The 24652-nt window shown below is 57.8% G+C and carries 17 protein-coding genes, 3 rRNA genes and 1 pseudogene; 2 read left to right on the top strand and 19 right to left on the bottom strand.

Features of this window, described 5'->3' with window-relative positions:
• Nucleotides 1-59: 59 nt before the first annotated feature.
• A complete protein-coding gene (locus ACKXF7_RS06560) occupies nt 60-1274 on the bottom strand; it encodes a CCA tRNA nucleotidyltransferase (protein ID WP_423742473.1) in 1215 nt (404 codons plus the stop codon).
• Nucleotides 1271-2209 (bottom strand): ribonuclease Z, encoded by a 939-nt coding sequence (locus tag ACKXF7_RS06555; protein ID WP_423742472.1) that lies wholly within the window; start codon nt 2207-2209, stop codon nt 1271-1273. Before ACKXF7_RS06555 ends, ACKXF7_RS06560 begins: the two co-directional genes overlap by 4 nt.
• A gap of 122 nt (nt 2210-2331) precedes the next feature.
• Here ACKXF7_RS06555 and ACKXF7_RS06550 point away from each other — a divergent pair, with 122 nt between their 5' ends.
• Nucleotides 2332-2505, top strand: coding sequence for a hypothetical protein (locus tag ACKXF7_RS06550; protein ID WP_423742471.1), 174 nt, complete (start codon nt 2332-2334; stop codon nt 2503-2505).
• A 38-nt stretch (nt 2506-2543) separates the two neighbouring features.
• Here the strand turns inward: ACKXF7_RS06550 and ACKXF7_RS06545 are convergent, their stop codons facing one another.
• The 5 genes from ACKXF7_RS06545 to rlmB form a co-directional block, all read right to left on the bottom strand.
• Nucleotides 2544-3485 carry an Ig-like domain-containing protein gene (locus ACKXF7_RS06545; RefSeq protein ID WP_423742470.1) on the bottom strand — a complete coding sequence of 314 codons (942 nt, stop codon included), beginning with the start codon at nt 3483-3485 and terminating at the stop codon, nt 2544-2546.
• A 211-nt stretch (nt 3486-3696) separates the two neighbouring features.
• Nucleotides 3697-4236: a rubrerythrin gene (gene rbr, locus ACKXF7_RS06540; RefSeq protein WP_249237337.1), complete on the bottom strand. Its 540-nt coding sequence runs from the start codon at nt 4234-4236 to the stop codon at nt 3697-3699.
• A 171-nt stretch (nt 4237-4407) separates the two neighbouring features.
• Nucleotides 4408-6594: a cell envelope biogenesis protein OmpA gene (locus ACKXF7_RS06535; RefSeq protein ID WP_423742469.1), complete on the bottom strand. Its 2187-nt coding sequence runs from the start codon at nt 6592-6594 to the stop codon at nt 4408-4410.
• A complete protein-coding gene (locus ACKXF7_RS06530) occupies nt 6573-7115 on the bottom strand; it encodes a hypothetical protein (protein ID WP_423742468.1) in 543 nt (180 codons plus the stop codon). Before ACKXF7_RS06530 ends, ACKXF7_RS06535 begins: the two co-directional genes overlap by 22 nt.
• A gap of 48 nt (nt 7116-7163) precedes the next feature.
• Nucleotides 7164-8096 carry a 23S rRNA (guanosine(2251)-2'-O)-methyltransferase RlmB gene (rlmB, locus tag ACKXF7_RS06525; protein ID WP_423742467.1) on the bottom strand — a complete coding sequence of 311 codons (933 nt, stop codon included), beginning with the start codon at nt 8094-8096 and terminating at the stop codon, nt 7164-7166.
• A 742-nt stretch (nt 8097-8838) separates the two neighbouring features.
• On the opposite strand from rlmB, the gene fba reads away from it, so the two are divergent.
• Nucleotides 8839-9702: a class II fructose-1,6-bisphosphate aldolase gene (fba, locus tag ACKXF7_RS06520; protein WP_005941384.1), complete on the top strand. Its 864-nt coding sequence runs from the start codon at nt 8839-8841 to the stop codon at nt 9700-9702.
• A gap of 104 nt (nt 9703-9806) precedes the next feature.
• Here the strand turns inward: fba and ACKXF7_RS06515 are convergent, their stop codons facing one another.
• The 12 genes and pseudogenes from ACKXF7_RS06515 to pyrE all read right to left on the bottom strand — a co-directional run bounded on the left by ACKXF7_RS06515 (nt 9807) and on the right by pyrE (nt 24564).
• Nucleotides 9807-10088 carry a DUF1287 domain-containing protein gene (locus ACKXF7_RS06515; RefSeq protein WP_423742465.1) on the bottom strand — a complete coding sequence of 94 codons (282 nt, stop codon included), beginning with the start codon at nt 10086-10088 and terminating at the stop codon, nt 9807-9809.
• Between the two features lie 37 nt (nt 10089-10125).
• Nucleotides 10126-10242: ribosomal RNA gene (rrf, locus tag ACKXF7_RS06510) — 5S ribosomal RNA — on the bottom strand.
• 127 nt (nt 10243-10369) lie between these two features.
• Nucleotides 10370-13204 (bottom strand): 23S ribosomal RNA (locus ACKXF7_RS06505).
• Between the two features lie 266 nt (nt 13205-13470).
• Nucleotides 13471-14981, bottom strand: a 16S ribosomal RNA gene (locus ACKXF7_RS06500).
• The 16S, 23S and 5S rRNA genes sit together here, the layout of an rRNA operon.
• Nucleotides 14982-15620: 639 nt before the next feature.
• Complete coding sequence (locus tag ACKXF7_RS06495) at nt 15621-16511, bottom strand: lysostaphin resistance A-like protein (protein WP_423742464.1); 891 nt, start codon at nt 16509-16511, stop codon at nt 15621-15623.
• The gene (locus ACKXF7_RS06490) at nt 16508-16819 is read right to left on the bottom strand and encodes a heavy metal-binding domain-containing protein (RefSeq protein ID WP_005944222.1); all 312 of its coding nucleotides are present in this window, start codon (nt 16817-16819) and stop codon (nt 16508-16510) included. Before ACKXF7_RS06490 ends, ACKXF7_RS06495 begins: the two co-directional genes overlap by 4 nt.
• A complete protein-coding gene (locus tag ACKXF7_RS06485; protein ID WP_348584947.1) occupies nt 16800-17453 on the bottom strand; it encodes a MerR family transcriptional regulator in 654 nt (217 codons plus the stop codon). The genes ACKXF7_RS06490 and ACKXF7_RS06485 overlap by 20 nt, the downstream gene beginning before the upstream one ends.
• A 153-nt stretch (nt 17454-17606) precedes the next feature.
• Nucleotides 17607-18794, bottom strand: coding sequence for a DEAD/DEAH box helicase (locus ACKXF7_RS06480; protein WP_249237342.1), 1188 nt, complete (start codon nt 18792-18794; stop codon nt 17607-17609).
• A gap of 256 nt (nt 18795-19050) precedes the next feature.
• The gene (locus ACKXF7_RS06475; RefSeq protein ID WP_005944215.1) at nt 19051-19356 is read right to left on the bottom strand and encodes an HU family DNA-binding protein; all 306 of its coding nucleotides are present in this window, start codon (nt 19354-19356) and stop codon (nt 19051-19053) included.
• Between the two features lie 232 nt (nt 19357-19588).
• Nucleotides 19589-22838: pseudogene (gene carB / locus ACKXF7_RS06470) on the bottom strand (carbamoyl-phosphate synthase large subunit).
• 1 nt (nt 22839) lies between these two features.
• Nucleotides 22840-23949, bottom strand: a complete 1110-nt coding sequence (locus ACKXF7_RS06465; RefSeq protein ID WP_418264960.1) for a carbamoyl phosphate synthase small subunit — start codon at nt 23947-23949, stop codon at nt 22840-22842.
• 21 nt (nt 23950-23970) lie between these two features.
• A complete protein-coding gene (gene pyrE, locus ACKXF7_RS06460) occupies nt 23971-24564 on the bottom strand; it encodes an orotate phosphoribosyltransferase (protein WP_118528611.1) in 594 nt (197 codons plus the stop codon).
• Nucleotides 24565-24652: the final 88 nt, after the last annotated feature.

Below are 24652 nucleotides of genomic sequence, written 5' to 3'. Positions count from 1 at the left end.
TTTGGTGTATTCAACACACTAAAACAGTAGTATAATAGTAACTCTGAAAAAAGCGCTTGTCAAGACGCAGCAAGCTGCTGCACTGCGATCAGCAGGGCTTGCCGCTCGTTGGGGTATTCTTCCCGGATCACACCGTCCAGCAGCGCTTCCAGCACTTTGCGGATGCCCGGCCCCGCCGGGACGCCTGCCGCCATCAGGTCGCGGCCATTCACAGCCAGCTGGCTGACGCGGCAGCACACGCCGTCCGCATCCAATTGTTCGGCCAATTCGGAAAGTGCAGCAAAATCAGCCGAACGCTCCGGCTGCAGGGCTGTGCCCAGTGCCGCCAGCCGCTGCACGGTACACAAGTTATATTTGCCCAGTAGTCGGCGGGCGTAGATATTCAGGGATACCGGCACACCCGACACGGCTTCCCGCACCAGCACCGCCGTTTCCTCAATACAGGCATTGGAGCAGCGCAGGCGCCTGAGGGTGCGGCGGGTGCCGTCCTCGCCAAGACTCAGCAGCAGCGCCGCCAGACGGACGGGCAGAGCCCGCTCCCCCGCCGGGCAGGCATCCACCACCGGCTTTGCCGCCGCCAGTGCCTCCGGTGAAAGCTCGGGCAAAACAACACCGAGTATTTTTTCGTCAAGATATGCCGCAGGGGCGGGTGCGCTCAGCAGCTTTGCAAGCTCTTCCTCGATGCGCTCCACCGATACACAGTCCAGATGGGCGCACAGCTCCTGTGCCGCCTGCGCCGTGGGCGGGTCGATGGCAAAGCCAAACCGCGCTGCGAACCGGTACAGCCGCAGGATGCGCAGCGCGTCCTCGGTGAACCGCTGGTGCGGCACGCCCACGGCCCGCAGGATGCCGCTCTGCAGATCAGCCTGCCCGCCAAAGGGGTCCACAAGGCCTTCTTTTGCATTGTAGGCCATAGCGTTGATGGTAAAATCCCGCCGGGCCAGATCCTCCCGCACATCCGGTACAAAATGCACCTCGTCCGGGTGACGGCCATCGGTATAAGTCCCCTCGGTGCGGAAGGTGGTGATCTCGTACAGCCCGCCGCCCTGCTTTACAGTCACGGTGCCGTGCTGCAGGCCGGTGGGAATGCATTTTTCTTCGCCGAACAGCTCCATCCCCTGCTGCGGCAGGGCGCTGGTGCAAAGATCCCAGTCATGGGGGGTAAGGCCCAGCAGGCTGTCCCGCACGCAGCCGCCCACCACGTAGGCCGCATAGCCCGCCCTGTGCAGGGTGTCCAGCAGCTCCGCCGCGCCTTCGTCCATCCGGATGGTCATGGCTGCACCTCCTCGTACTGCAGGGTGATGCTTTTGCCGTCAAAGCCGCATTCTGCCGCCGGAAAGATGCCCTGTGCCTGTTCGGCATACTCCTCCGGGTCGGTGATCATGGGGGAGTAATGGGTCAGCCACAGCCGTTTTGCGCCTGCCTGTGCAGCAAGGGCCGCGCTCTGCCCAAAGGTGCTGTGGCCCCACTGCCGGGCCTGCGCTTCCTGCTCCGGCAGCGCATAGGTGGCGTCGCAGAGCAGCAGGTCTGCATCCTGTGCCGCCTGCAAAAGGCCCGGGCAGACGGTGGTGTCGCCAGAGAACACCACGCTCAGCCCCCTGCGCGGGGCGCCCAGCACCTGTACAGGCTGCACCGTTCTGCCCTCCACGGCAACGCTCTGCCCTTTCTGCAGCAGCTTCCATTGCTGCACCGGCACCCCCAGCGCCCGGGCCTGCTCCGGCGAAAATTTGCCCGCACGGGGCAGCTCCAGCCGGTAGCCAAGGCTTTTTACCCGGTGCTTTGTGGCAAACGGCACCAGCCGCGCACCGGCAGGCCAGCCCTCGCTCAGCGCATCCAGCGCCAGCGGCTGGCCCGGCATAAGCACCTCCGGCTTCACCGGATAGGGCAGCGGGCCGGTCAGTGCCCGCACAGCCGCCCAGATATCCGGCAGGCCCTCCGGACCCAGCAGGGCAAGCGGCCTTGTGCGGCCCTGCGCCCCCAGCGTCTGCAAAAGGCCCGGCAGGCCAAAGATGTGGTCGCCATGGTAGTGGGTCAGGCAGATGGCGTCCGCCCGCATCAGGTTCACGCCTGCCCGGTGTGCCGCTGCCTGAGTTCCCTCGCCGCAGTCCCAGAGTAGGCCGTGCCCGCCGCAGGCTGCAAACGCAGCCGAAAGCGCCCGGTCCGGCAGCGGCATGGTAGCAGCGGTGCCCAGCAGTGTGATGGTAAGCATAAAGATCGTTCTCCCTGTACAATGTATCTCTTAAGGTTTTATTGTACCACAGCCGGGCCGGTTGCACAATCGGTGCCTGCGGCGCATAGGATGGCCCAGCACAGCAAAAAGGGGGCAGCGGGATGAGACGCAAAAAAGGGGAGCCTTTTTCCGGCAGGCCGCACAGCGGCCTTGGATGGGTGCTGCTGCTCGCCGCACTGGCCCTGTTTCTGCTGGCCGGTGCGCCCGGCTGCATGGCCCAGCGGATGGTGTGGTCTGCCCGGGGAACGATGATCTTTCTGCCCGCTGGTTCCTGAAAAAAGGGAGCGTCCTGCCGTGCAGAACGCTCCCCTTTTCATTTTCCATCCGAATACGGCAGCTGCCCGGAGACGGTCAGCACCTCGGCCAGCTCCTCCTCGGAGCGGTAGCGCCACGCCGCTGTTCCCACTGCCACATAGCAGGCATCGGCACGGCCCTCCGGCGAGACCGCAAGGATCACGGTCTCGCCATCGCCCACAGCGGTCACTGTGCCGTCTGTGCTCACCTGTGCCACATCCGGGTTGCTGCTGAGCCATGTCATCGCCGTGTTTTTGCCGCCTGCAGCCTGCGCGGTCAGCTTCTGGCTGGCCCCCACTGCCTGCAGCAGCATGGCGTTTTTGCTGATCCGCACACGGCCTATTTCAGAGGTGACTGTCACCGTGCAGCGCAGCACCTGCCCGGCTGTCGTCAGTGCGCTGATGACGGCCCTGCCGGAGCTTTGGCCTGTCACGGTACCGCTGCTGCTCACCTGTGCCACGGAAGGGCTGCTGCTCACCCACTGCCGCACATAGATGAACCCTCTGTCGTTCTGTTCCAGCTTCAGCTGAGCCGAAGGCGCAGGCTCCTGCTCCGTAATGGTCAGCGCCAGCTCGGTGGTGTTCAGCACCGGGCGGGCCACTGTGCTTTTGCGCACGGTCACGAAACAGGCTGTTTTTTCGCCCCGCTCGTTGCAGGCTGTGATAGAAGCCGTGCCCTCGGAATGGCCGGTCACCTTGCCGGTGCCGTCCACCGACGCCACCGAAGGCGCGCTGGACGTCCAGATCAGGAAAAAGTAATCGTTGGGTGCCTGCACCGTCAGATAGGCCACCGGGGCAGGGTCCTCACTGGTCAGCTCCAGCAGCAGCTCCGAGGTGTCCAGCGTCATACCGCTGTCCGGGACCGGGTGGCCCTCGACCGCACAGACCGGCAGAGCTCCTGCCAAAAGCAGCACCACACACAGCACGAACGCGCCAATGCCGGTCTTGAATCTTTGCTTCATGGGCTTTGCCCTCCCTGCCTGTTTCCGGAAACGTTCAAATACTCTTATCTTCGTATTATTTTACACGCAGAGCAAAACATGGTCAAGTTTTTGGGCCTTTCTGCCGCGCCGCAGGGCCGCATTTTGTGGGGAGTGCTAAAATCCGGTTTTCAATTTTGTACAAAACGCCGCCGTACCCGGGACTGGATACGGCGGCGTCTGCCTGTTTTTATCAGTAGTTGATCTTTTTCAGCTCAAAATAGCTCTGGGGATGTGCGCACACCGGGCACTTGAGCGGTGCGGACTTGCCGATATAGGTATATCCGCAGTTCCGGCACTGCCACACCTGCTGTTCCTCGCGGGCAAATACCCTGCTGTTCTTCAGGTTGTCGGCCAACGCGCGGTAGCGCTCCTCGTGCTCCTTCTCGATCTGTGCCACCATGGTGAACAGGGCTGCGATCTGGGGGAAGCCCTCTTCTTTGGCCTCTCTGGCCATACGGGGGTACATTTCCGTCCACTCGTCGTGCTCGCCGCCTGCAGCCATGTCCAGACAGGTCAGGGTATCGGGGATCGCGCCGCCGCACAGCAGCTTGAACCAGATCTTTGCGTGCTCCTTCTCGTTGCCGGCGGTCTCTTCAAAGATCGCGGCCAGCTGCTCGTAGCCTTCCTTTTTGGCCATGCTGGCAAAAAAGGTGTACTTGTTGCGTGCCTGGCTCTCACCGGCAAATGCTTCCATCAGGTTTTTCTCGGTTTTGGTGCCCTTCAGTTCCATGGTGCTCTCCTTTCAAAAACGGATCTTCTGTCAGGATCGACCGATCCCGGCTCTATCATTCAGCCCGGCGGAAATTTTTCCGCCTGCGGCTCAGGTTCTGAACAGAGTATACCATATTTCCAATGCAAAATCAAGAATGATTCCTATTTATTTTAAGAATAATTCTCACTTTCAATTGTGCTGCTTCAGGGCGCACACTGCAATGCTCAGTGCGCTCCACGCGGCCTGATACATCAGCACCGTCGCCACCGACAGCTCCCAGATGCTGCCCGCGCTGGTCAGCAGAGCCGCAATGACGATGGAGAACAGCACCGAGACCATCTGCACCGTAGTGGCACTGTTCTCCGCATTCTGGGCCTGATCTGCCGCCTGCAGGCCGCCGGTCAGGCTGGCAAAGCCCTTGAGATGGATCATGCAGCAGACGTCCGCCGGGTCGGCAGGTGCGGCCTTGATGGCATCGCACTGCTCCTGATCCAGCACCGTGACCATGCCCTCCGGCAGGCGGTACACCTCGGTGATATGCTTTGCGGTCAGGCTGGGGTCCTGACAGGTGACCATCAGCCGGATATTTTCCTTCTGCAGCACGGCAAGGCCCCGGGCCACATTGCGCCCGCCCACATACTTCAGCACGAACATTGCGTGCAGATTGCCGGAGACTGCCAGATACAGGATCTGCAGTTCCCCGTTTTTGGAGTGCTGCGCCTCGTACTCTTCATCCGGCAGCGAGACGCCCTCCTTCTCCAGATAGCGGCGGGTGCCGATGAGGATGCGGTTATTATCGCACCAGCCCGAGAAGCCCAGTCCCCGATGCTGTTCCAGATCCTTGACCGGGAACAGGATGTCGGTACGGTCCTCGATGATCTGGCGGAACAGGCCCCGCAGGGCACCGTGGGTCTCGTTGAGCACACTGGCCGCATACAGGATCGCACGGTCGATGCGGCCGCCCTTGAAGATGCGGATATCCTCCAGCTGTGCGCTGTCGGTTGTGAACAGGTCGTCGGCGTCGATCTGCAGCGTATCGATGCCGCCCAGCTGCTCAATGGCCTGCCAGCCGGGCACCACCGCACCCACAGCCGCAGCGGCGCGCTGCAGCCGCAGCGATGCAATGCCCGCGATGAGGGTGGAAGACAGCGGTGCACCCATGCACAGCACTGCGACCATGGCTGCAACGGCCTTATTCCACCCGGCTCCTGCCAGCAGGAACAGCACACCGCTGAGCAGGGCAACGCCCAGCAGAATGTACGAGACCTTGCGGGCACGGCGCTCGCTGGCACGCTCGCACAGGCTCTGTTCCACAAAGCCTTCGGCATCCTGCATCGGGCGGCTCAGCAGCACCCATGGATCCTTCTGTTCCAGATCCCGTGCCAGCGCACGCAGCAGGTCCTTATCTCTGGCGCGGAAAGCGCCCTGATGCTCCACGCCATTGGTCACCAGCTCATACCCGCCCTTGACCGCTGCCAGCATCACCCGGCTGCCCAGCAGGGCAAGGAACAGGCCCAGCGCCGCCATGCCGCTGAGCAGCGAAATGCCCGTGGTGCCGCGGTAGACATTGGCGTTCAGCATTGCCGTCACGGCCTGCAGCAGCGCCGCCGCTGCAGCCAGCGCCGGCATCGTATCGGCCGAGGGACGCCCGCGCAGGCCGGTCAGGCCGTCCCGCAGGACCGGGAAGCCCACGCACAGGCTTGCCGCCAGCAGCAGCAGGTTTGCGCCGTAGAATGCCGCCGGAGCTGCATCCGGGTCCAGCGCGGCCATCGCGGGCAGCAGCCCGTCCGACACCAGACCAAAGTGCAGCAGCACCACGGCCAGAATGCCGCCCAGTACGCAGCGCAGCGTCAGCTCGGCGCTCATGCGGTGCAGCTTTTCCGCTGTCGCCTCCGGGCCCTGCAGCTCGCTCTCCGGCTCCTCAGCCAGCGGCGCAGACTCCCCGGCTTCCGGCTTCTGTTCCGGCTGAGGCGCTGCCTCTGCCTTTGCCTGCGGCTCTGCTGCCGGGGCTTCGCCGTCCAGCGGCAGCAGCGGCAGGCTCATGGTGTCCTCTTTTGCAGCGGGCGCATCTGCCGGGGCCGAGGGGGCCTGCGGTTTTTCTTCGTCCTCTGCACGGCCAAAGAAATCGATCACCGGCTTTTTGCGTTCCGGTCTTGTTTTTTCCTTCGGCTGCAGGTCGGCATCCGCTTCCTTCACCGACGCAAACACAGCAGCGGGCAGCGGCGGGCAGCTTTCTTCTTTTTTACGTTCAGGAGCAGTTTCCGACTGCGCTGCCGGGGCTGTTTCCTCTGCCTGTGCCGTCCGGGTCGGCGCGGCTGCGCCGGGAGCGGGCTTTTTCTCGCTCAGGCCATTGATCATGGCCTTGAGCTGAGCCATTTCCTGCTGCTCCTGTTCCTCCTGCGGCAGAAGCACCTCCGGTGCATTCTTGGGGCTGCGGGAGGGTTTTGCCGCACTGCGCTGCCCGGCAGGCTCTGCCACCGGGGCCGCGCTCTGTCTGGGCGGCTCCGGCTTCTTTGCAGGAGCAGGGGCCGGGAGATCACCCTGAGCGGTTCTGCATCCTCCGCTTCCGTCTCCAGAAGGGGCCACGGGGCCAGCTCCTGCTCCGGGTCTGCCGCAGGCTTCAGCATCAGTTCCAGATCTGCTTCCTGCTCCGGCTGGGCATCCCCGCCCAGCACCACCTCACCGGTGGGCATTTCCTGCGGCTCTGCTGCCTGGGCTTCCTCCTGATCTGCCTTGCCGCGGGCAAACAGGCCAAACCGCTTCTGCGGCTTTTCCTCCGGCAGTTCCTCATCCCGCCGGGTCATTTCATCCGGGATGTTCACCGCCGTGGTGCTGAAAAAAGAGCGGAACTTTTCATCCTTGGTCATTGCCTGATTGTTATTTTTATCCTTCGGCATTCTTGTCCCTCCTGTAAATATCGTTGAGGTTCCGGCCTTTGTACCGGTTTATGCCTGCTGTGCTGCGCGCTGGGACTGGATCTCGTACAGGATGATGCCCGCAGCCACCGACACATTGTAGCTGTCCACACCGGTGCCGGATGCCGCCATATCCAGACGCACCACACCGTCGCACAGCTTCTTGACCAGCTGGGAAACGCCGCTGCCTTCACTGCCCAGCACCAGTGCGATGGGGCCGGTGAGGTTGTTCCTGCGCAGGGACACGCCGTCCATATCCGCGCAATAGACGAACACGCCCTGATCCTTCAGGCGGCGGATGGTCTCGCCGATGTTGGCCACACGGGCCACCGGCAGACGCTCTGCTGCGCCCGCGCTGGACTTGATAACGGTGGGCGTCACCGATGCACCGCCGCGCTTGGGGATCATCATCCCGTGGGCACCGCACAGCAGAGCGCTGCGCATCACTGCGCCCAGATTGTGCGGGTCCTCGATGCCATCGCTCAACACCAGAAAAGGTGCCTCGCCCTTGGCCTTGGCTGCTGCCATCAGGTCATCCACCGTCACATACTCGATCTCGCTGGCAAATGCAGCCACACCCTGATGGCTCTCAGTGCCGGTCATCAGGCGCAGCTTGTTGGGATGCACCCGCTTGACCGTGGCACCCGCCTCCTTGGCCAGCGCCGTATAGTAAGCCGCCACCGCCGGAGCCAGACCCTCGGCAATGAGCACGGTATCCACGCCGGAGCCGCTCTTGAGCAGCTCGGTCACAGGATTTTTGCCGTAAACAAGGCTCTCGTTTTTCTGCGTGTTCTCCTCCGGGCTGCGGCGCGGACGGCGCGGCTGATTCTTTTCTTCCATTGTATTTTCTCCCTTTCTTTGTATTACCGGAACGTGCTGCATGCACCCTCCAAAAGGTGCGCGGCAGCCTGCACTGCGCACCCATCGCGTTTCCATATGATAACTCATTTTGAAGTATAACATATGCCGCCTTTGTTTGCCAGTAAATCACCATTTTTTGTCCCTGTCCGGCAAAAGTTTTCACACCCTGTTCACGGTCTGCCGCATTTTCCGCTTTGGCAGGTCGCGCTCCTTTTTGCAGAAATGTTTTGCCGCACAGGTGCATCTTCACTCTGCTGCTGCACAAACGTCCTCTGTTTTGCCGACGAGAAAAGTTTTCCACAAAAATGTGGTATACAATCCGTAAAGGGCCGATCACTTTTTCCACATGTTGAAAACTCGGTGGAGAAAGTTCAAAAGTCCTGTTTTAAAGCCTGTTTTACGGGTGGAATTCCACACTTTCCACCGTGTTTTCAACATTCCGGTTCGACCTGTTTGTTTTTCTTGCGTACAGTTTGTAAAATACAAGTCGGAAATATGACAATTTTTTGAACTGCATTCTGTCCGGTTTTGCCAGATCTTCCAATATCATTTTGACGAATGTGGATCCATGTTGAAAATTCGTCCTTTTGCTGCTTTCCCGCCGCGCGGCTTCATGTTGCAGATTTTATGGAATATTGTTGTTTTTTGTTCTGTGCTGACCCTTTTTGACGGAAAGTTTCCTTCCCCGCAGGGATCGATTTTCCGCATTGTTGCAGGAAAAAAGCCTGTTTGGATTGATTTTAGGCGCTGTTTGGGGTATACTAACCCTGTAAGTTCGTTAAGACGTGCACAAAGCAGGCACGAAACGAGCAAGGCCCCAATGATTTTGTGGAGGTAATGAATAATGTTGGTAAATGCAACCGAAATGCTGATCAAAGCACGTGATGGCCACTATGGTGTGCCTCAGTTCAACATCAACAATCTGGAGTGGACCAAGTCTGTCCTGACCGCCTGCGAGGAAATGAAGAGCCCCGTGATCCTGGGCGTTTCCGAGGGTGCTGGTAAGTACATGACCGGTTTCAAGACCGTCGCTGCCATGGTCAGCGCTATGGTCGATTCCATGGGCATCACCGTTCCCGTTGCCCTGCATCTGGATCACGGCACCTATGAGGGCTGCAAGGCCTGCATCGAGGCCGGCTTCTCTTCCATCATGTTCGATGGCAGCCACTACTCCATCGAAGAGAATGTGGAAAAGACCAAGGAGCTGGTGGCTCTGGCACACGCTAAGGGCCTGAGCATCGAGGCAGAGGTCGGTTCCATCGGCGGCGTCGAGGACGGCGTTGTGGGTGCCGGCGAGATCGCAGACCCCGAGGAGTGCGCAAAGATCACTGCTCTGGGCATCGACTTCCTGGCTGCCGGTATCGGCAACATCCACGGTGTCTACCCGGCAAACTGGAAGGGTCTGGACTTCGAGGCTCTGGACCGCATCCACAAGGCCACCAATAACATCCCTCTGGTCCTGCACGGCGGCACCGGCATCCCCGACGAGATGATCGCTAAGGCCATCAGCCTGGGCGTTTCTAAAATCAACATCAACACCGAGTGCCAGCTGGTGTTTGCTGAGGCCACCCGCAAGTACATCGAAGAGGGCAAGGATCAGCAGGGCAAGGGCTTCGACCCCCGCAAGCTGCTGGCTCCCGGCGCAAAGGCCATCGAGGCCAAGTGCAAGGAGAAGATCGAGCTGTTCGGCTGCGCAGGCAAGGGCTAAGCAGAAGCTCGTATCGTAACCGGTACACCATCCAATAAAGTATGCGGCCCCGTCACGTTGAATGCTCAACGCGGCGGGGCCGCTTTTTCTACTTTTATTCAGTTTTATTCAGAAATGCGATAGTGTCCGATGATGTCCGTTCTCTCTTCCAAAATATCCTGCTCGTAAGCTGTCTGCCATGGGTCATTGTGGTGGATCACATAAGGCACACCGTTTTTATTTCGACGGTCAGACACTACGCCGATATGTCTTTCGAAGATCACAATATCACCGCCCTGCCATTGTTCCGTATATTCCCCCTTTTGATAGACACGATCTCTCAGAGCCTTTTCGTGCACTGTACGTGCAATATGCGGCAAAAATTTCGGAAGCAGTTCAGACAACAAAAAACGCCTCAGAATTTCTTCTGAAGCGTTTTGTTTAAGTCGGCGACTACCTATTTTCACGCGCCGTTTCCAGCGAACTATCTTCGGCACAAGTGAGCTTAACTTCTGTGTTCGGAATGGGAACAGGTGGAACCTCACCGTCATTGACACCGACCGATCTGACTGGCTCAGTATACCATAACTGGTCTACTTTGTCCAGTGTTTCTTAGAAGGACGTGCCTTCAAAACTGAATAATCACTGCTAACATTTTTTCGTTGACTCTCAGAGTCTCAAGCGAACTGTGGTCAAGCCCTCGACCTATTAGTACACGCTTGCTGAATGGATCGCTCCACTTACACATCATGCCTATCAACCTTGTAGTCTTCAAGGGGTCTTACTTGTTTGAAACAATGGGATATCTTATCTTTGGGTCGGCTTCACGCTTAGATGCTTTCAGCGTTTATCCGATCCGTACATAGTTGCCCAGCTATGCTCTTGGCAGAACAACTGGTGCGCCAGAGGTACGTCCGCTCCGGTCCTCTCGTACTAGGAACAGCTCCCATCAAATATCCTGCGCCCACGACAGATAGGGACCGAACTGTCTCACGACGTTCTGAACCCAGCTCGCGTACCGCTTTAATTGGCGAACAGCCAAACCCTTGGGACCGAATACAGCCCCAGGATGCGATGAGCCGACATCGAGGTGCCAAACCTCCCCGTCGATGTGGACTCTTGGGGGAGATCAGCCTGTTATCCCCAGGGTAACTTTTATCCGTTGAGCGATGGCATTTCCACTCACATACCACCGGATCACTAACTCCAACTTTCGTTACTGCTCGACCCGTCAGTCTCGCAGTTAGGCTCGCTTCTGCGTTTGCACTCTTTTGCTTGATTTCCGTTCAAGCTGAGCGAACCTTTGAACGCCTCCGTTACTCTTTAGGAGGCGACCGCCCCAGTCAAACTGCCCACCTAACAATGTCCCCCGCCTTGATTCAAAGGCGCAGGTTAGAATTCCAATATCGCAAGGATGGTATCCCAACGGCCACTCCACAAGCGCCAAAGCACCTGCTTCCCAGTGTCCCATCTATCCTGTGCATGCAACATCGAAACCCAATATTAGGCTACAGTAAAGCTCCATGGGGTCTTTCCGTCTTGTCGCGGGTAACCGGCATCTTCACCGGTACTACAATTTCGCCGGGCGGGCTGTTGAGACAGTGCCCAAATCATTACGCCTTTCATGCGGGTCAGAACTTACCTGACAAGGAATTTCGCTACCTTAGGACCGTTATAGTTACGGCCGCCGTTCACTGGGGCTTCGATTCAATGCTTGCACATCTCCTCTTAACCTTCCAGCACCGGGCAGGCGTCAGCTCGTATACGTCATCTTTCGATTTAGCACAAACCTGTGTTTTTGGTAAACAGTTGCTTGGGCCGATTCTCTGCGGCTGCATTGCTGCAGCACCCCTTCTCCCGAAGTTACGGGGTCAATTTGCCGAGTTCCTTAACAACCCTTCTCCCGTTGGCCTTAGAATCTTCTTCCTACCTACCTGTGTCGGTTTGCGGTACGGGCACCGCAGAAATACACACAGCTTTTCTCGCCATCTTCCATCCCGGACTTCGGTACTAACTTCCCTCGATCGCTACCGGAACCAACACCCGGCTCCGAGACTTCATATGTGTCCCTGTGTTTAACTCTTTTGGTGGTGACGGAATCTCTACCGTCTGTGCATCGGCTACGCCGTTAGGCCTCACCTTAGCTCCCGACTGACCTGGAGCGGACGAACCTTCCTCCAGAAACCTGAGGCTTTCGGCCATGCAGATTCTCACTGCATTCGCGCTACTCATTCCGGCATTCTCACTTCTATACACTCCACAGCCGCTTACGCTACTGTTTCACCGCGTATACAACGCTCCCCTACCCAATACATTGCTGTATTGCCTAAGCTTCGGTGTCAGGTTTAGCCCCGTTAAATTCTCCGCGCAAAGACGCTCGACCAGTGAGCTATTACGCACTCTTTGAATGAGTGGCTGCTTCTGAGCCAACATCCTGGTTGTCTGCGTATCTTCACATCGTTTTCCACTTAACCTGACTTTGGGACCTTAGCTGTAGATCTGGGCTGTTTCCCTTTTGACAATGACATTTATCTGACACTGTCTGACTCCCAAGCATCAATACTCTGGCATTCTGAGTTTGATAAGCTTCGCTAACCTCTCGGCCGCTAGGCTATTCAGTGCTTTACCTCCAGGTATCTAACTTGAGGCTAGTCCTAAAACTATTTCGGGGAGAACCAGCTATCTCCGGGTTCGATTGGAATTTCTCCGCTACCCACAGTTCATCCGCCGCCTTTTCAACGGAGGTCGGTTCGGTCCTCCATGGAATTTTACTTCCACTTCAACCTGACCATGGGTAGGTCACCCGGTTTCGGGCCCATTATATGCAACTTAACGCCCTTTTCAAACTCGCTTTCGCTTCGGCTCCAGACCTTAAGTCCTTAACCTTGCTGCATACAATCGCTCGCCGGACCGTTCTACAAAAAGTACCCTATCACGCATTGACGCGCTCTAGGTGCTTGTAGGCACAGGGTTTCAGGTTCTTTTTCACTCCCCTCCCGGGGTGCTTTTCACCTTTCCTTCACAGTACTATACGCTATCGGTCACTGGGTAGTATTTAGGGTTGGAGGGTGGTCCCCCCGTATTCCGACCAGGTTTCACGTGTCTGGCCGTACTCTGGATCCTGCGCAGCTCTCTCCGTTTTCACCTACGTGGTTCTCACACTCTCTGACCGGCCTTCCCATGCCGTTCGGTTAACAGATTAAGTCCTAAAAGCAGTCCGTACCCCGAAAGTATTTCTACTCTCGGTTTGCCCTCTTCCGCGTTCGCTCGCCACTACTTACGGAATCTCGTTTGATGTCTCTTCCTCGCCCTACTTAGATGTTTCAGTTCAGGCGGTTCCCTCGATATACCTATTTTGAAGTTCAGTATAACGTACCTGAGTATGAACCCAGGTGAGTTTCCTCATTCAGAAATCTCCGGATCAATGCTTATTTGCAGCTCCCCGAAGCTTATCGCAGCTTATCACGTCTTTCATCGGCTCCCAGTGCCAAGGCATTCGCCCTGCGCCCTTGTTCGCTTGACCTTTCAAACGTTCTCTTGGAACATTTGGTATCCTCTTGATTCTCTCTTGCCAACGAAGATTATTGTTACCCTTCCTTTTGAAATTGTAATATTTCTTAAAAAAGAACTTACTATAATCTTTGTTTCGCAGTTATTATTCAGTTTTCAAGGTACGTCTTTGAGTTCCCTTTTCAGGGCCCTCAAAATCGAACAATATCTACTCTTCTCGTTTAAACCTGTCCAAGAACTGTCCATCTTTTGATGTTCTGTCCTTGCCTGACTCCTTAGAAAGGAGGTGATCCAGCCGCAGGTTCTCCTACGGCTACCTTGTTACGACTTCACCCCAATCACCAGTTTTACCTTCGGCGGCGTCCTCCTTGCGGTTAGACTACCGACTTCGGGTCCCCCCGGCTCTCATGGTGTGACGGGCGGTGTGTACAAGGCCCGGGAACGTATTCACCGTGGCATGCTGATCCACGATTACTAGCAATTCCGACTTCGTGCAGGCGAGTTGCAGCCTGCAGTCCGAACTGGGACGTTGTTTCTGAGTTTTGCTCCACCTCGCGGTCTTGCTTCTCTTTGTTTAACGCCATTGTAGTACGTGTGTAGCCCAAGTCATAAAGGGCATGATGATTTGACGTCATCCCCACCTTCCTCCGTTTTGTCAACGGCAGTCTGGCCAGAGTCCTCTTGCGTAGTAACTGACCATAAGGGTTGCGCTCGTTGCGGGACTTAACCCAACATCTCACGACACGAGCTGACGACAACCATGCACCACCTGTCTCCTTGCTCCGAAGAGAAAACATATTTCTATGCCTGTCAAGGGATGTCAAGACTTGGTAAGGTTCTTCGCGTTGCGTCGAATTAAACCACATACTCCACTGCTTGTGCGGGCCCCCGTCAATTCCTTTGAGTTTCAACCTTGCGGTCGTACTCCCCAGGTGGATTACTTATTGTGTTAACTGCGGCACTGAAGGGGTCAATCCTCCAACACCTAGTAATCATCGTTTACGGTGTGGACTACCAGGGTATCTAATCCTGTTTGCTACCCACACTTTCGAGCCTCAGCGTCAGTTGGTGCCCAGTAGGCCGCCTTCGCCACTGGTGTTCCTCCCGATATCTACGCATTCCACCGCTACACCGGGAATTCCGCCTACCTCTGCACTACTCAAGAAAAACAGTTTTGAAAGCAGTTTATGGGTTGAGCCCATAGATTTCACTTCCAACTTGTCTTCCCGCCTGCGCTCCCTTTACACCCAGTAATTCCGGACAACGCTTGTGACCTACGTTTTACCGCGGCTGCTGGCACGTAGTTAGCCGTCACTTCCTTGTTGGGTACCGTCATTATCTTCCCCAACAACAGGAGTTTACAATCCGAAGACCTTCTTCCTCCACGCGGCGTCGCTGCATCAGGGTTTCCCCCATTGTGCAATATTCCCCACTGCTGCCTCCCGTAGGAGTCTGGGCCGTGTCTCAGTCCCAATGTGGCCGTTCAACCTCTCAGTCCGGCTACCGATCGTCGCCTTGGTGGGCCGTTACCTCACCAACTAGCTAATCGGACGCGAGGCCATCTCAAAGCGGATTGCTCCTTTTCCCTCTGCTCGATGCCGAGCCGTGGGCTTATGCGGTATTAGCAGTCGTTTCCAACTGTTGTCCCCCTCTTTGAGGCAGATTCCTCACGCGTTACTCACCCGTTCGCCACTCGCTCGAGAAAGCAAGCTCTCTCTCGCTCGTTCGACTTGCATGTGTTAGGCGCGCCGCCAGCGTTCGTCCTGAGCCAGGATCAAACTCTTTATAAATGATATTTATCACTTAAAAGTGTTAAATCTTGTTCGCTCAGCACGCAATCGCTTGCGTCCTGTGTGAATTACTTTTGGAATTGTTTTAAGTGTTTTTCCAAACACATAAAGGTTCCTTACAAGTTTTTCGATATTGTTCAATTTTCAAGGTCCTGTAGCGCCTCAGCCTTGCGGCTGACGACCTGCTTATTGTACCACCGAAGTGGTTTTTTGTCAAGCCTTATTTTTTAGAAGCTTTTGAACTTTCTGAACTTGGGCACTCAAGAAGTTTCTCAGAACAAACCGTGAGCTTGTCGGGGTGAGACCCCTCCATCTTGCTTTCGCAAGACCGCTCCGTTTGCTTGAACGCCCCACTGGGGCGGTTCATTGCTCTCGCAACCGCAAAACTTTTCAGCGTCTATTGGTTCTTTTCAAGGGCTTCCTGCTAAGGCTCCGGAAGTCATTCTTTTGCCTCAGCGCTTGGCGCTCAAGTATAATACCACACCCCCGCCTCCTTGTCAACACTTTTTGACAGGTTTTTTCATCTTTTTTTGCGTTCACCCCAAAACAGCAGCAAACCGCAGGGAAAACTGCGCCGCAGCTGCAATGCAGCTGCGGCGGCAAAAGCGGAAGAGTCCTCTCCCGGAAATATTCAGGTTTTCAGGATCTTCGCAGGGTCAGCCAGACTGCAGCAGCCAGCATGGGCAGCATTCCGATCAGGCCAATGGGTGCCGGGCCCAATACATTGTAATAGCTGTCTGCCGGGTTCGTCAGAACCACAAACAGCGCTGCCACCGCATTGAACGCGCCGTGCGCAATGGACGGCACCCAGATGCACCCAGTCTTTTCATAGAGCCAGTCCAACAGGGTATTGAGTGCAAAGCAGACTATGCACCACACGAAAAGGCCCAGCACCGGCGCACCCAAGTAGTTGGTGCCGTATTCGTAGCCCACCAGCAGCATCAGCGGCCAGTGCCAGACACCCCAGATCACGCCGCCCAGCAGGCGGCCGTTGAGCAGACCGAGCTGCTCCTTCAGGTGAGGCATCATATACCCGCGCCAGCCGGCTTCCTCGCCCAGAGCTGCGAACATATTGATGAGCGGAGCCAGTGTGACCGCGAACAGACCTGTTTCCAGCATGTAGCTGAGGTTGGATACGCCCAGCTCCCTGCGCAGGGTCTGCGCGTCCATCTCGCCGCCGTAGGCCGCTGCCAGCCAGCTGCCGGAGAGGTCCAGCCGATGCGGGAACACCGCAAAATAGAGCACTGCGGCCAGCACCGTGAACACCGCCGGGCCGAACCACGCCGCCAGCCAGTAGCGGCGCTTGCCCTGCACCTTCCAGCCGATGCCGGTGGGCTGGCGCAGAAAGACCTTTTGCACCAGCAGCACCGCCAGAAGCGGGCAGAGCATGGTGGCGACCAGCGCCAGCTGATACAGCACGGCATTCTGCTTTTGCAGCAGCGCCATGCAGCCACCGACCTGACACAGCCATGCCAGACCAAACGCTAACAGGAAATAAAGGCCGAAGCCCTGCTTTTCTTTTGTGGTCATACGAACTTCACCGCCGTTCCATAAGCAATGACCTCTGCTGCGCCCTGCATGACGCTGGCGGAAGCGTAGCGCATCCCTACAACTGCATCCGCTCCAAGGGCCTCTGCATCCTTGACCATGCGTCCTGTGGCGATCTGCCGGGCTTCGGTGAGCATATCCGCGTAGTCGGTCACTTCACCGCCCACCAGCGTACGGAACCCCGCCATCAGATCGTGGCCCAGATTGCGGCTCTGCACCGTGCTGCCGCGCACCACGCCCAGCGCTTCCAGCTTTTTGCCGGGCACCTCGTTAATAGTTACGATAAGCATCTTCTTCTCCCTTTCCGATCTCTTCAATGCGTTCCAGCAGCACCTTCAGCGTGCCCACGATGCACCCCACCGGGATGCCGAACAATACGATGAGCAGCGGCAGCGGCGGCGCTTCCTGCGGGTCGCTGTAAAAGGCCCACGCCATCGTTGCGATCACAAAAGCCATCAGCGCCACAAAAAGGGCAGCGCCGACACAGGCACCGCGGATGCGCTCACCTTTTCGGTCTGTGCGTTCAATGTTCACAAAGGTCACCCCCTGTTCTTCCCGTGCAGCAAGGCGCGCAAGCGTCTGCTCCACATCCAGTTCTTCAAGGTTTCCGGAAGCCTTTTCCAATACGGTGCAGAAGCCGATGGCTTCGTCCAGATCCTTGCGGCGGGCGTTCAGCCGTTCCAGCTGCTGACCCATTCCCTCGGCCAGCGTCTTCCGCCCTTCCAGCATTTCCCGGATCTCGGCCAGCGGAACATCCAGCTTGCGCAGCAGCTTGATGCGGCGCAGGCGCTCCACATCCGCCTGCGAGTAGCTGCGGTAACCGTTGCCCGGTTCGCGACCGGGGGTAATAAGCCCCTCCTCCTCGTAAAAGCGGATGTTCTTTTTGGTCACGCCTACAGCGGCTTCCACTTCGTTGATCTTCATGGCTCCGGTGCCTCCTTACGTGCCTATGTTACACCTTCCAGAAAGGGGAAGGTCAAGTCTTTTTACAAAAGGAACTCCCTTCGTCTCGCATTCGCTCGACACCTCCCTCCTTGAGGGGGCTGTCTGCGGAGCAGACTGGGGGAGTTTCTTTCTTTAAAAATAACACTTGATCTGGAACCGATCGGCGTTGTCCTTTTTTTCCTCCACCACGATGTGCTCATGGTTGAAGTCGAAGTGCACCGGGGTGCACAGGTCGGTATTGCGGGTCAGGCGCAGCAGCTCCTGCACCCGCTTTTTCTCCTCTGGCACATAGAACAGGTAGCTCACGCCCTCCTTTTTGGCACGGCCGGTGCGGCCGATCCGGTGGGTGTAATGTTCGTTCTCGCTGGGCACATCGTAGTTGATGACGGCGTCCACGTCCGAAACATCGATGCCGCGGGCGGCAACATCGGTGGCTACCAGAATGGCCAGCTTGCCGTCCCGGAAGTTCTGCATGATCTGGTTGCGCTCCTTCTGGGAGAGGTCGCCGTGCAGACAATCCACCGAGAAGCCCAGCCGTGCCAGCTGGTTGGCCAGAGTGGCAGTGTTGAACTTGGTATCGCAGAACACCATCACCCGCTTGTAGCTCTCACCAATGATGATCTGTGCAAGGTCGGAAAGCTTGTTGCGGCCGGAGGTCTCCAGCATATACTGGGTGATCTTGGGCTGGCTCTCCTCCCGGGGCTGGACGGTGATCTCCTCAGCGTTGTGCTGGTACAGCCAGCCAATGTCCATCACCTCGCGGCTGATGGTGGCCGAGAACATGGAAAGGGATTTGCGGGCTTTCATCATTTCAATGATATGCCGCACATCCTTATAGAAGCCCATGTTCAGCATCTCGTCGGCCTCGTCCAGCACGATCTGGGTCACATGGGAGATGTCGATGGTGCGGTGCTTGTAGTGGTCCATCAGACGGCCCGGCGTGGCCACCACGATCTGGCAGCCCTCGGCAAGGCGCTTTGCCTGCTTTTCCATATTGGCACCGCCATACACGCAGGCCACCTGCACCTCCGGCATAAAGTAGGTGAGCTGAGTCAGCTCTTCCGCGATCTGCTGGGCCAGCTCCCGGGTGGGAGCCATGATGACAGCCTGCGGGTACTTGTTTTCCGGGAGGATATGCTCCGCCACCGGGATGCCGAAGGCACAGGTCTTGCCGGTGCCGGTGGGGGCTTTTGCGATCACGTCATGCCCCGCCATCATGACGGGGATGGTCTTTTCCTGGATCTCGGTCATTTCGGCAAAGCCCATGCGTTCCACTGCCTGATGGATGGCCGGGCTGCACTGCAGTTCACTGTAAAGCATCTGAATCTCCGTTCCTTTGTCCTTTTATATTCTGCACTCAGTATAGCATGAAATGCCGCACTTGTCAGCAGATTCTTAACGAACTCCTTCCGTCATCGCTAACGCGATGCCACCTCCCTCAAAGAGGGAGGCTTTTCCGCACGGCGAGGCTCCCTCCATGAGGGAGCTGTCGAGCAAATGCGAGACTGAAGGAGTTCCAAACAAAAAGAGCTGCGCCCCGAGTGGAGGGCACAGCTCTTTGCATTTGATTTGAGAATCAGACAGCTTCCTCAGTCTTGGCAGCCTTGCCTGCTTCCAGCTTCTGCTTGAAGCGGCCGCTGGCCTTGAAGCCGGGGATGGAGGTGGACTCCAGACGGCTGGAAACCTTGGTCTTGGGGTTGGTGTAGGCCTTGGGCTTGCGGGGACGCATCTCAAAACGGCCAAAGCCTGCGATGGTCACCTTCTCGTCTGCGCGCAGGCAGTCGGCGATCTGGTCAAACATCGCATCCATCGTGGTCTCGACCTGAGCTTCGGTAAAGCCGGTCTTGCGTGCAACAGTCTCGATCATCTGGGAACGGGTCATGTATCTATATCCTCCTGGAATGTCCAAAAGTAACGGTCTTTTGGCAAATTTTGCGTTGTTGAGTATAACATAATTTGCGCACTGTTTGCGACAGCTTGCGCACAAAACGTCATTTATTGCGCACGAACTTTTATATTCTCTGTCTGCCTTTCACAAATACAGCGCCCGCCGTTTTGGCGGGCGCTGTATAAAGTCTGTCTTTATCCGTTTCCGGGGGTAATTACAGCGGTAATTACTTGCGGTGATACAGGGTGGCAATATCCACCAGCGGGATATTTTCCAGACTGTGGTCGCTGCGCAGGCAGTCCACCAGAGCGTTGGCGGTATCCACAGCGGTGATGCAGGGAATGCTCAGCTCCACGGCCTTGCGGCGCAGGCGGACGGAATCGCGCTTGGGGTCACGGCCCTTGGCGCTGGTGGAGAACACGTAGTCCACCAGACCGCTCTGCAGCAGGTCCACGATGTTGGGCGACTCGCCGGACATATTGCGCACCTCGTTGCAGGGCACCATGTGCTTGTTGAGCCATGCGCAGGTGCCGGAGGTGCCGTACAGCTTGTAGCCCATGCTCTTGAGCTTCCATGCAATGTCCACGAACTCCGGCTTGTCGCTGTCCTTCACGGTGAAGATGCAGCAGCTTGCAGGGCCGGGGGTCTTGAAGGTGTAGCCCGCGCCGATGAGGCCCTTGAGCAGGGCGTCGTGGTAGTTGGGGGCAATGCCCAGCACTTCGCCGGTAGACTTCATCTCGGGGCCGAACTGGGTGTCCACACCGTGCAGCTTTTCAAAGCTGAACACAGGCACCTTGACGGCCACATAGGGTGCGTTGGGGTGCAGGCCGGTGCCGTAACCCATATCTGCCAGCTTCTCGCCCAGACAGCAGCGCACTGCCAGATCCACCATGGGCACGCCGGTGACCTTGGAGATATACGGCACAGTACGGGAGGAACGGGGGTTCACCTCAATGACGTACACCTTGCCGTTGGAAACTGCGTACTGCACATTCACCAGACCGGTGACATGCAGCTCGCGGGCAAAGCGGCCGGTGTAGTCCACCATGGTATCGATCTCGGCCTGAGTCAGGTGCTGTGCCGGGTAGACGCAGATGGAGTCGCCGGAGTGCACGCCGGTGCGCTCCACCTGCTCCATGATGCCGGGGATCAGGAAGTTCTCGCCGTCGCAGATGGCGTCCACTTCGCACTCGGTGCCCAGAATGTACTTATCCAGCAGCACAGGGTGATCCATGTCCACATGCTCGGTGATGACGCCCATGTACTCAATGACGTCTGCCTTGGTGTAAGCCACGATCATGTTCTGACCGCCCAGCACATAGGAGGGGCGCATCAGCACCGGCAGGCCGATCTCATCGGCAGCGGCCAGCGCCTCGTCCAGATTGAACACGGTGCGGCCCGGTGCGCGGGATCTTGCAGCGCTCCAGCAGCTCGTCGAAGCGCTCACGGTCCTCGGCTTCATCGATGGCATCTGCCGGGGTGCCCAGAATGGGCAGGCCGATCTCGTCCATGTGCTTTGCCAGCTTGATGGCGGTCTGGCCGCCGAACTGCACCACGCAGGCGTCCGGCTTTTCAGTGGCGATGATGTTGTCCACGCTCTCCGGGTTCAGCGGGTCAAAGTACAGACGGTCGCCGGTGTCAAAGTCGGTGGAGACGGTCTCGGGGTTGTTATTGACCAGAATGGCTTCGCAGCCGTGCTTCTTCAGGGTCCACACGCAGTGCACCGAGCAGTAGTCGAACTCGATGCCCTGACCGATGCGGATGGGGCCGGAGCCAAAGACCAGCACCTTCTTTTTCCTGGGCTCGCCCTTGGCGGATGCTTCGGCTTCCTTCTCGGCAATGAACTCAGCGGCTTCGTTGTCGCCGTCGTAGGTGGAGTAGAAGTAGGGGGTGTTGGCCGAGAACTCGGCAGCGCAGGTATCCACCATCTTGAAACCGGCGCGGTAGTTCTCCACAGGCAGGGTGTCCACCTGTGCCAGACGCTTGATGGTCTTATCCTGGAAGCCGTACTTCTTGGCAGTCTTATACTGCTCTTCGGTCAGCACGCCGTTGCACTTGGCAAGACCGTTTTCCAGATCTGCCAGATGCTGCATCTTGTCCAGGAACCACCAGTCGATCTTGGTGATCTTATAAATGGTCTCGTGGTCGATGCCGCGCTTGAGGGCCTCGTACACGCAGAACACGCGCTCGGCGTCCTGAACATGCATGTGAGCCACGATCTCGTCATCGGTCAGCTCCTCAAAGGGCTTGTGGGTCAGGGTGTCCATGCCCAGCTCGATGGAGGAAACTGCCTTCATCATGGCAGCCTCGAAGCTGTTGCCAATGCTCATCACCTCGCCGGTGGCCATCATCTGGGTGCCCAGAGACTTGTCGGCGTAGACGAATTTATCAAAGGGCCACTTCGGGTACTTGACCACGATGTAGTCCAGCGCAGGCTCAAAGCAGGCGCAGGTCTTGCCGGTGACGTCGTTGGTGATCTCGTCCAGCGTGTAGCCGATGGCGATCTTGGTGGCCACCTTGGCAATGGGATAGCCGGTAGCCTTGGAAGCCAGTGCGGAAGAGCGGGACACACGGGGGTTGACCTCGATGACCGCGTAGTCAAAGCTGTCGGGCTTCAGAGCAAACTGGCAGTTGCAGCCGCCCTCAATGCCCAGCTCGGTGATGATGTCCAGCGCAGCGGTACGCAGCATCTGGTACTCGTGGTCGGTCAGGGTCTGGGAAGGAGCCACGACCACCGAGTCACCGGTGTGGATGCCCACGGGGTCGAGGTTTTCCATGTTACACACGGTGATCACGTTGCCCTTGTGGTCGCGCATGACCTCGTACTCGATCTCTTTCCAGCCCGCAATGCACTTTTCCACCAGGATCTGATGGATGGGGGAAAGACGCAGGCCGTTGGTGCCGATCTCGATGAGCTTTTCGCGGGTCTCGCAGATGCCGCCACCGGTGCCGCCCATGGTAAAGGCCGGGCGCACAATGACCGGGTAGCCGATGCGGTCGGCGCAGGCCAGAGCGTCCTGCAGGGTCTCCACCACCTCAGAGGGGATGATGGGCTGGTGCAGCTTTTCCATCGTCTCCTTGAACAGCTCGCGGTCCTCGGCACGGTCGATGGTCTCGGGCTTGCAGGCCAGCAGACGGATGCCGGTGCGGTCCAGATAGCCGGAGCGGGCCAGCTCCATGGACAGGTTCAGGCCCATCTGGCCGCCGAGGTTCGGCAGAACGGAGTCCGGCTTTTCGATGTCCAGAATGCGCTCCACGACTTCCAGCGTCATGGGCTCGATATACACATGGTCGGCCACATCCGGGTCGGTCATGATGGTTGCGGGGTTGGAGTTCAGCAGAACGGTCTCGATGCCCTCTGCCTTCAGGGCGCGGCAGGCCTGCGTGCCGGAGTAGTCGAACTCCGCAGCCTGACCAATGATGATGGGGCCGGAGCCAATGACCAGCACCTTCTTGATTCTAGGGTCCTTCGGCATTTCAGCGTGCCTCCTTTTTTGCTGCTTTGACGTTGTTCAGGAAGCGGTCGAACAGAAACTCGGTATCCTTGGGGCCGCCGTTTGCTTCCGGGTGGAACTGCACGGTAAAGCAGTTCCACTTCTTGTACTTGATGCCCTCACAGGTGCCGTCGTTGGCGTTCACCTGTGCCACCTCGCCCATCTCGGCGGGCAGCTCGTCGCCCACCACAGCGTAGCCGTGGTTCTGGCTGGTGATGAAGGTGCGGCCGGACTCAAAGTCTGTCACGGGCTGGTTGGCACCGCGGTGGCCGTACTTCAGCTTCATGGTCTTGGCACCGGCTGCCAGCGCGGACAGCTGGTGGCCCAGACAGATGCCGAAGGTGGGGATGTTCAGTGCAAAGATCTGCTTGAGGTTCTCGATGACCTCCACCGGCTCGGCGGGGTCGCCGGGGCCGTTGGACAGCATGATGCCGTCCGGGTTCAGAGCTTTGATCTGGTCTGCCGTTGCAAAGGCGGGCATGACGGTCACCTTGCAGCCGCGCTTGACAAGGCAGCGCACGATGTTCCGCTTGCAGCCGTAGTGCATCAGCACGATATGGGTCTCGCCCTGCGGGTTGAACACCTCGGGCTTTTCACAGGTAACATTCTTCACCGCATCGGTGACGGCGTAGGCGCGGATCTGGGCCAGCAGGGCCTCGGTCTCGGCCTTGTTGGCCGGATCGGCGGGGTCAAAGGTGGTCAGGATGGCGCCGTTCATCACACCGCTCTCGCGGATGATGCGGGTCAGGTGGCGGGTGTCGATGCCCTCAATGCCGATGGTGTTGTTCTTTTTCAAAAAGCTGTCCAGCGTCTCCTCACAGCGCCAGTTGGAGGGGGTGGTGCAGGCCTCGCGCACGATGTAGCCCTTTGCCCAGATGCGGTCGGACTCCATGTCGTCCTTATTCATGCCGTAGTTGCCGATAAGGGGGTAGGTCTGGGTGATGATCTGGCCGTAGTAGCTGGGGTCGGTCAGAGTCTCCTGAAAGCCCACCATGCCGGTGGCAAAAACCACCTCGCCCACGGTGACGCCCTCGGCACCCACCGACTGGCCGGCAAAGACCATGCCATTTGCCAAAAGAAGATATGCGTTCATAGTTTTCCTCGTTTCAACACATTACAGGGTCTGCTTTGCTTCCTGCTTCATCTTGCGGCTGCCCAGATGCACCAGCGGCAGCTTGCCCTCCTTGCAGATGGGGCACTCTTCCGGTGCGTAGTTGGGCAGATCCAGCTTGAGGGCGCTTGCCACGATGGGAATGGGAGACGGAGCCTCGGGCTTGGTGCGGTCCACCACGCAGGTAATGCCCACGCAGATGCCGCCGTTCTCCTCAATGACCCGCTTGGTCTCCAGAGAGGAGATGCCGGTGGTGACCACGTCCTCAGCAATGAGGCACTTCTCACCCGGGTGGATGGCGAAGCGCTTCAGGGTCATCACATTGTCCACGCGCTCGGTAAAGATGGCGCGCTTGCCGGTCTGGCGGGCCAGCTCGTAGGCATAGACGATGCCGCCCATGGCAGGTCCCACGATCACATCCACGTCCATTTCCTTGACCTTATCTGCCACGCTCTTCATGACCTCGGCGCAGCGGTCGGGGTACTGCTGCAGATAAGCCATCTGGCAGTATGCGCTGGAATGGCGGCCGGAGGACAGCAGGAAGTGACCTTCCAGGAACGCATCACAGCTCTTCAGGATCTCAAGTGCTTCACTCATTGTACTTCTCCCTCTCTTTTATAAAAATGTCTTTTGAACGGTATTGTACCACGCTTTTGCGTGATTTGCAAATTTATGCAGCAACTTT

It is taken from the genome of Faecalibacterium sp. 7, from assembly GCF_049562865.1.
GTDB lineage: Bacteria > Bacillota > Clostridia > Oscillospirales > Ruminococcaceae > Faecalibacterium > Faecalibacterium wellingii.
The sequence above is the reverse complement of the archived record's forward strand: the minus strand, read 5'-3'. Positions and strand labels throughout refer to the sequence as shown.

Excerpts from the sequence above, each read along its gene's own strand:
- ACKXF7_RS06560 (WP_423742473.1), bottom strand. The coding sequence starts at position 1,274 with ATGACCATCCGGATGGACGAAGGCGCGGCGGAGCTGCTGGACACCCTG.
- ACKXF7_RS06555 (WP_423742472.1), bottom strand. The coding sequence starts at position 2,209 with ATGCTTACCATCACACTGCTGGGCACCGCTGCTACCATGCCGCTGCCG.
- ACKXF7_RS06550 (WP_423742471.1), top strand. The coding sequence starts at position 2,332 with ATGAGACGCAAAAAAGGGGAGCCTTTTTCCGGCAGGCCGCACAGCGGC.
- ACKXF7_RS06545 (WP_423742470.1), bottom strand. The coding sequence starts at position 3,485 with ATGAAGCAAAGATTCAAGACCGGCATTGGCGCGTTCGTGCTGTGTGTG.
- rbr (WP_249237337.1), bottom strand. The coding sequence starts at position 4,236 with ATGGAACTGAAGGGCACCAAAACCGAGAAAAACCTGATGGAAGCATTT.
- ACKXF7_RS06535 (WP_423742469.1), bottom strand. The coding sequence starts at position 6,594 with ATGGCTCAGCTCAAGGCCATGATCAATGGCCTGAGCGAGAAAAAGCCC.
- ACKXF7_RS06530 (WP_423742468.1), bottom strand. The coding sequence starts at position 7,115 with ATGCCGAAGGATAAAAATAACAATCAGGCAATGACCAAGGATGAAAAG.
- rlmB (WP_423742467.1), bottom strand. The coding sequence starts at position 8,096 with ATGTTATACTTCAAAATGAGTTATCATATGGAAACGCGATGGGTGCGC.
- fba (WP_005941384.1), top strand. The coding sequence starts at position 8,839 with ATGTTGGTAAATGCAACCGAAATGCTGATCAAAGCACGTGATGGCCAC.
- ACKXF7_RS06495 (WP_423742464.1), bottom strand. The coding sequence starts at position 16,511 with ATGACCACAAAAGAAAAGCAGGGCTTCGGCCTTTATTTCCTGTTAGCG.
- ACKXF7_RS06490 (WP_005944222.1), bottom strand. The coding sequence starts at position 16,819 with ATGCTTATCGTAACTATTAACGAGGTGCCCGGCAAAAAGCTGGAAGCG.
- ACKXF7_RS06485 (WP_348584947.1), bottom strand. The coding sequence starts at position 17,453 with ATGAAGATCAACGAAGTGGAAGCCGCTGTAGGCGTGACCAAAAAGAAC.
- ACKXF7_RS06480 (WP_249237342.1), bottom strand. The coding sequence starts at position 18,794 with ATGCTTTACAGTGAACTGCAGTGCAGCCCGGCCATCCATCAGGCAGTG.
- ACKXF7_RS06475 (WP_005944215.1), bottom strand. The coding sequence starts at position 19,356 with ATGACCCGTTCCCAGATGATCGAGACTGTTGCACGCAAGACCGGCTTT.
- ACKXF7_RS06465 (WP_418264960.1), bottom strand. The coding sequence starts at position 23,949 with ATGAACGCATATCTTCTTTTGGCAAATGGCATGGTCTTTGCCGGCCAG.
- pyrE (WP_118528611.1), bottom strand. The coding sequence starts at position 24,564 with ATGAGTGAAGCACTTGAGATCCTGAAGAGCTGTGATGCGTTCCTGGAA.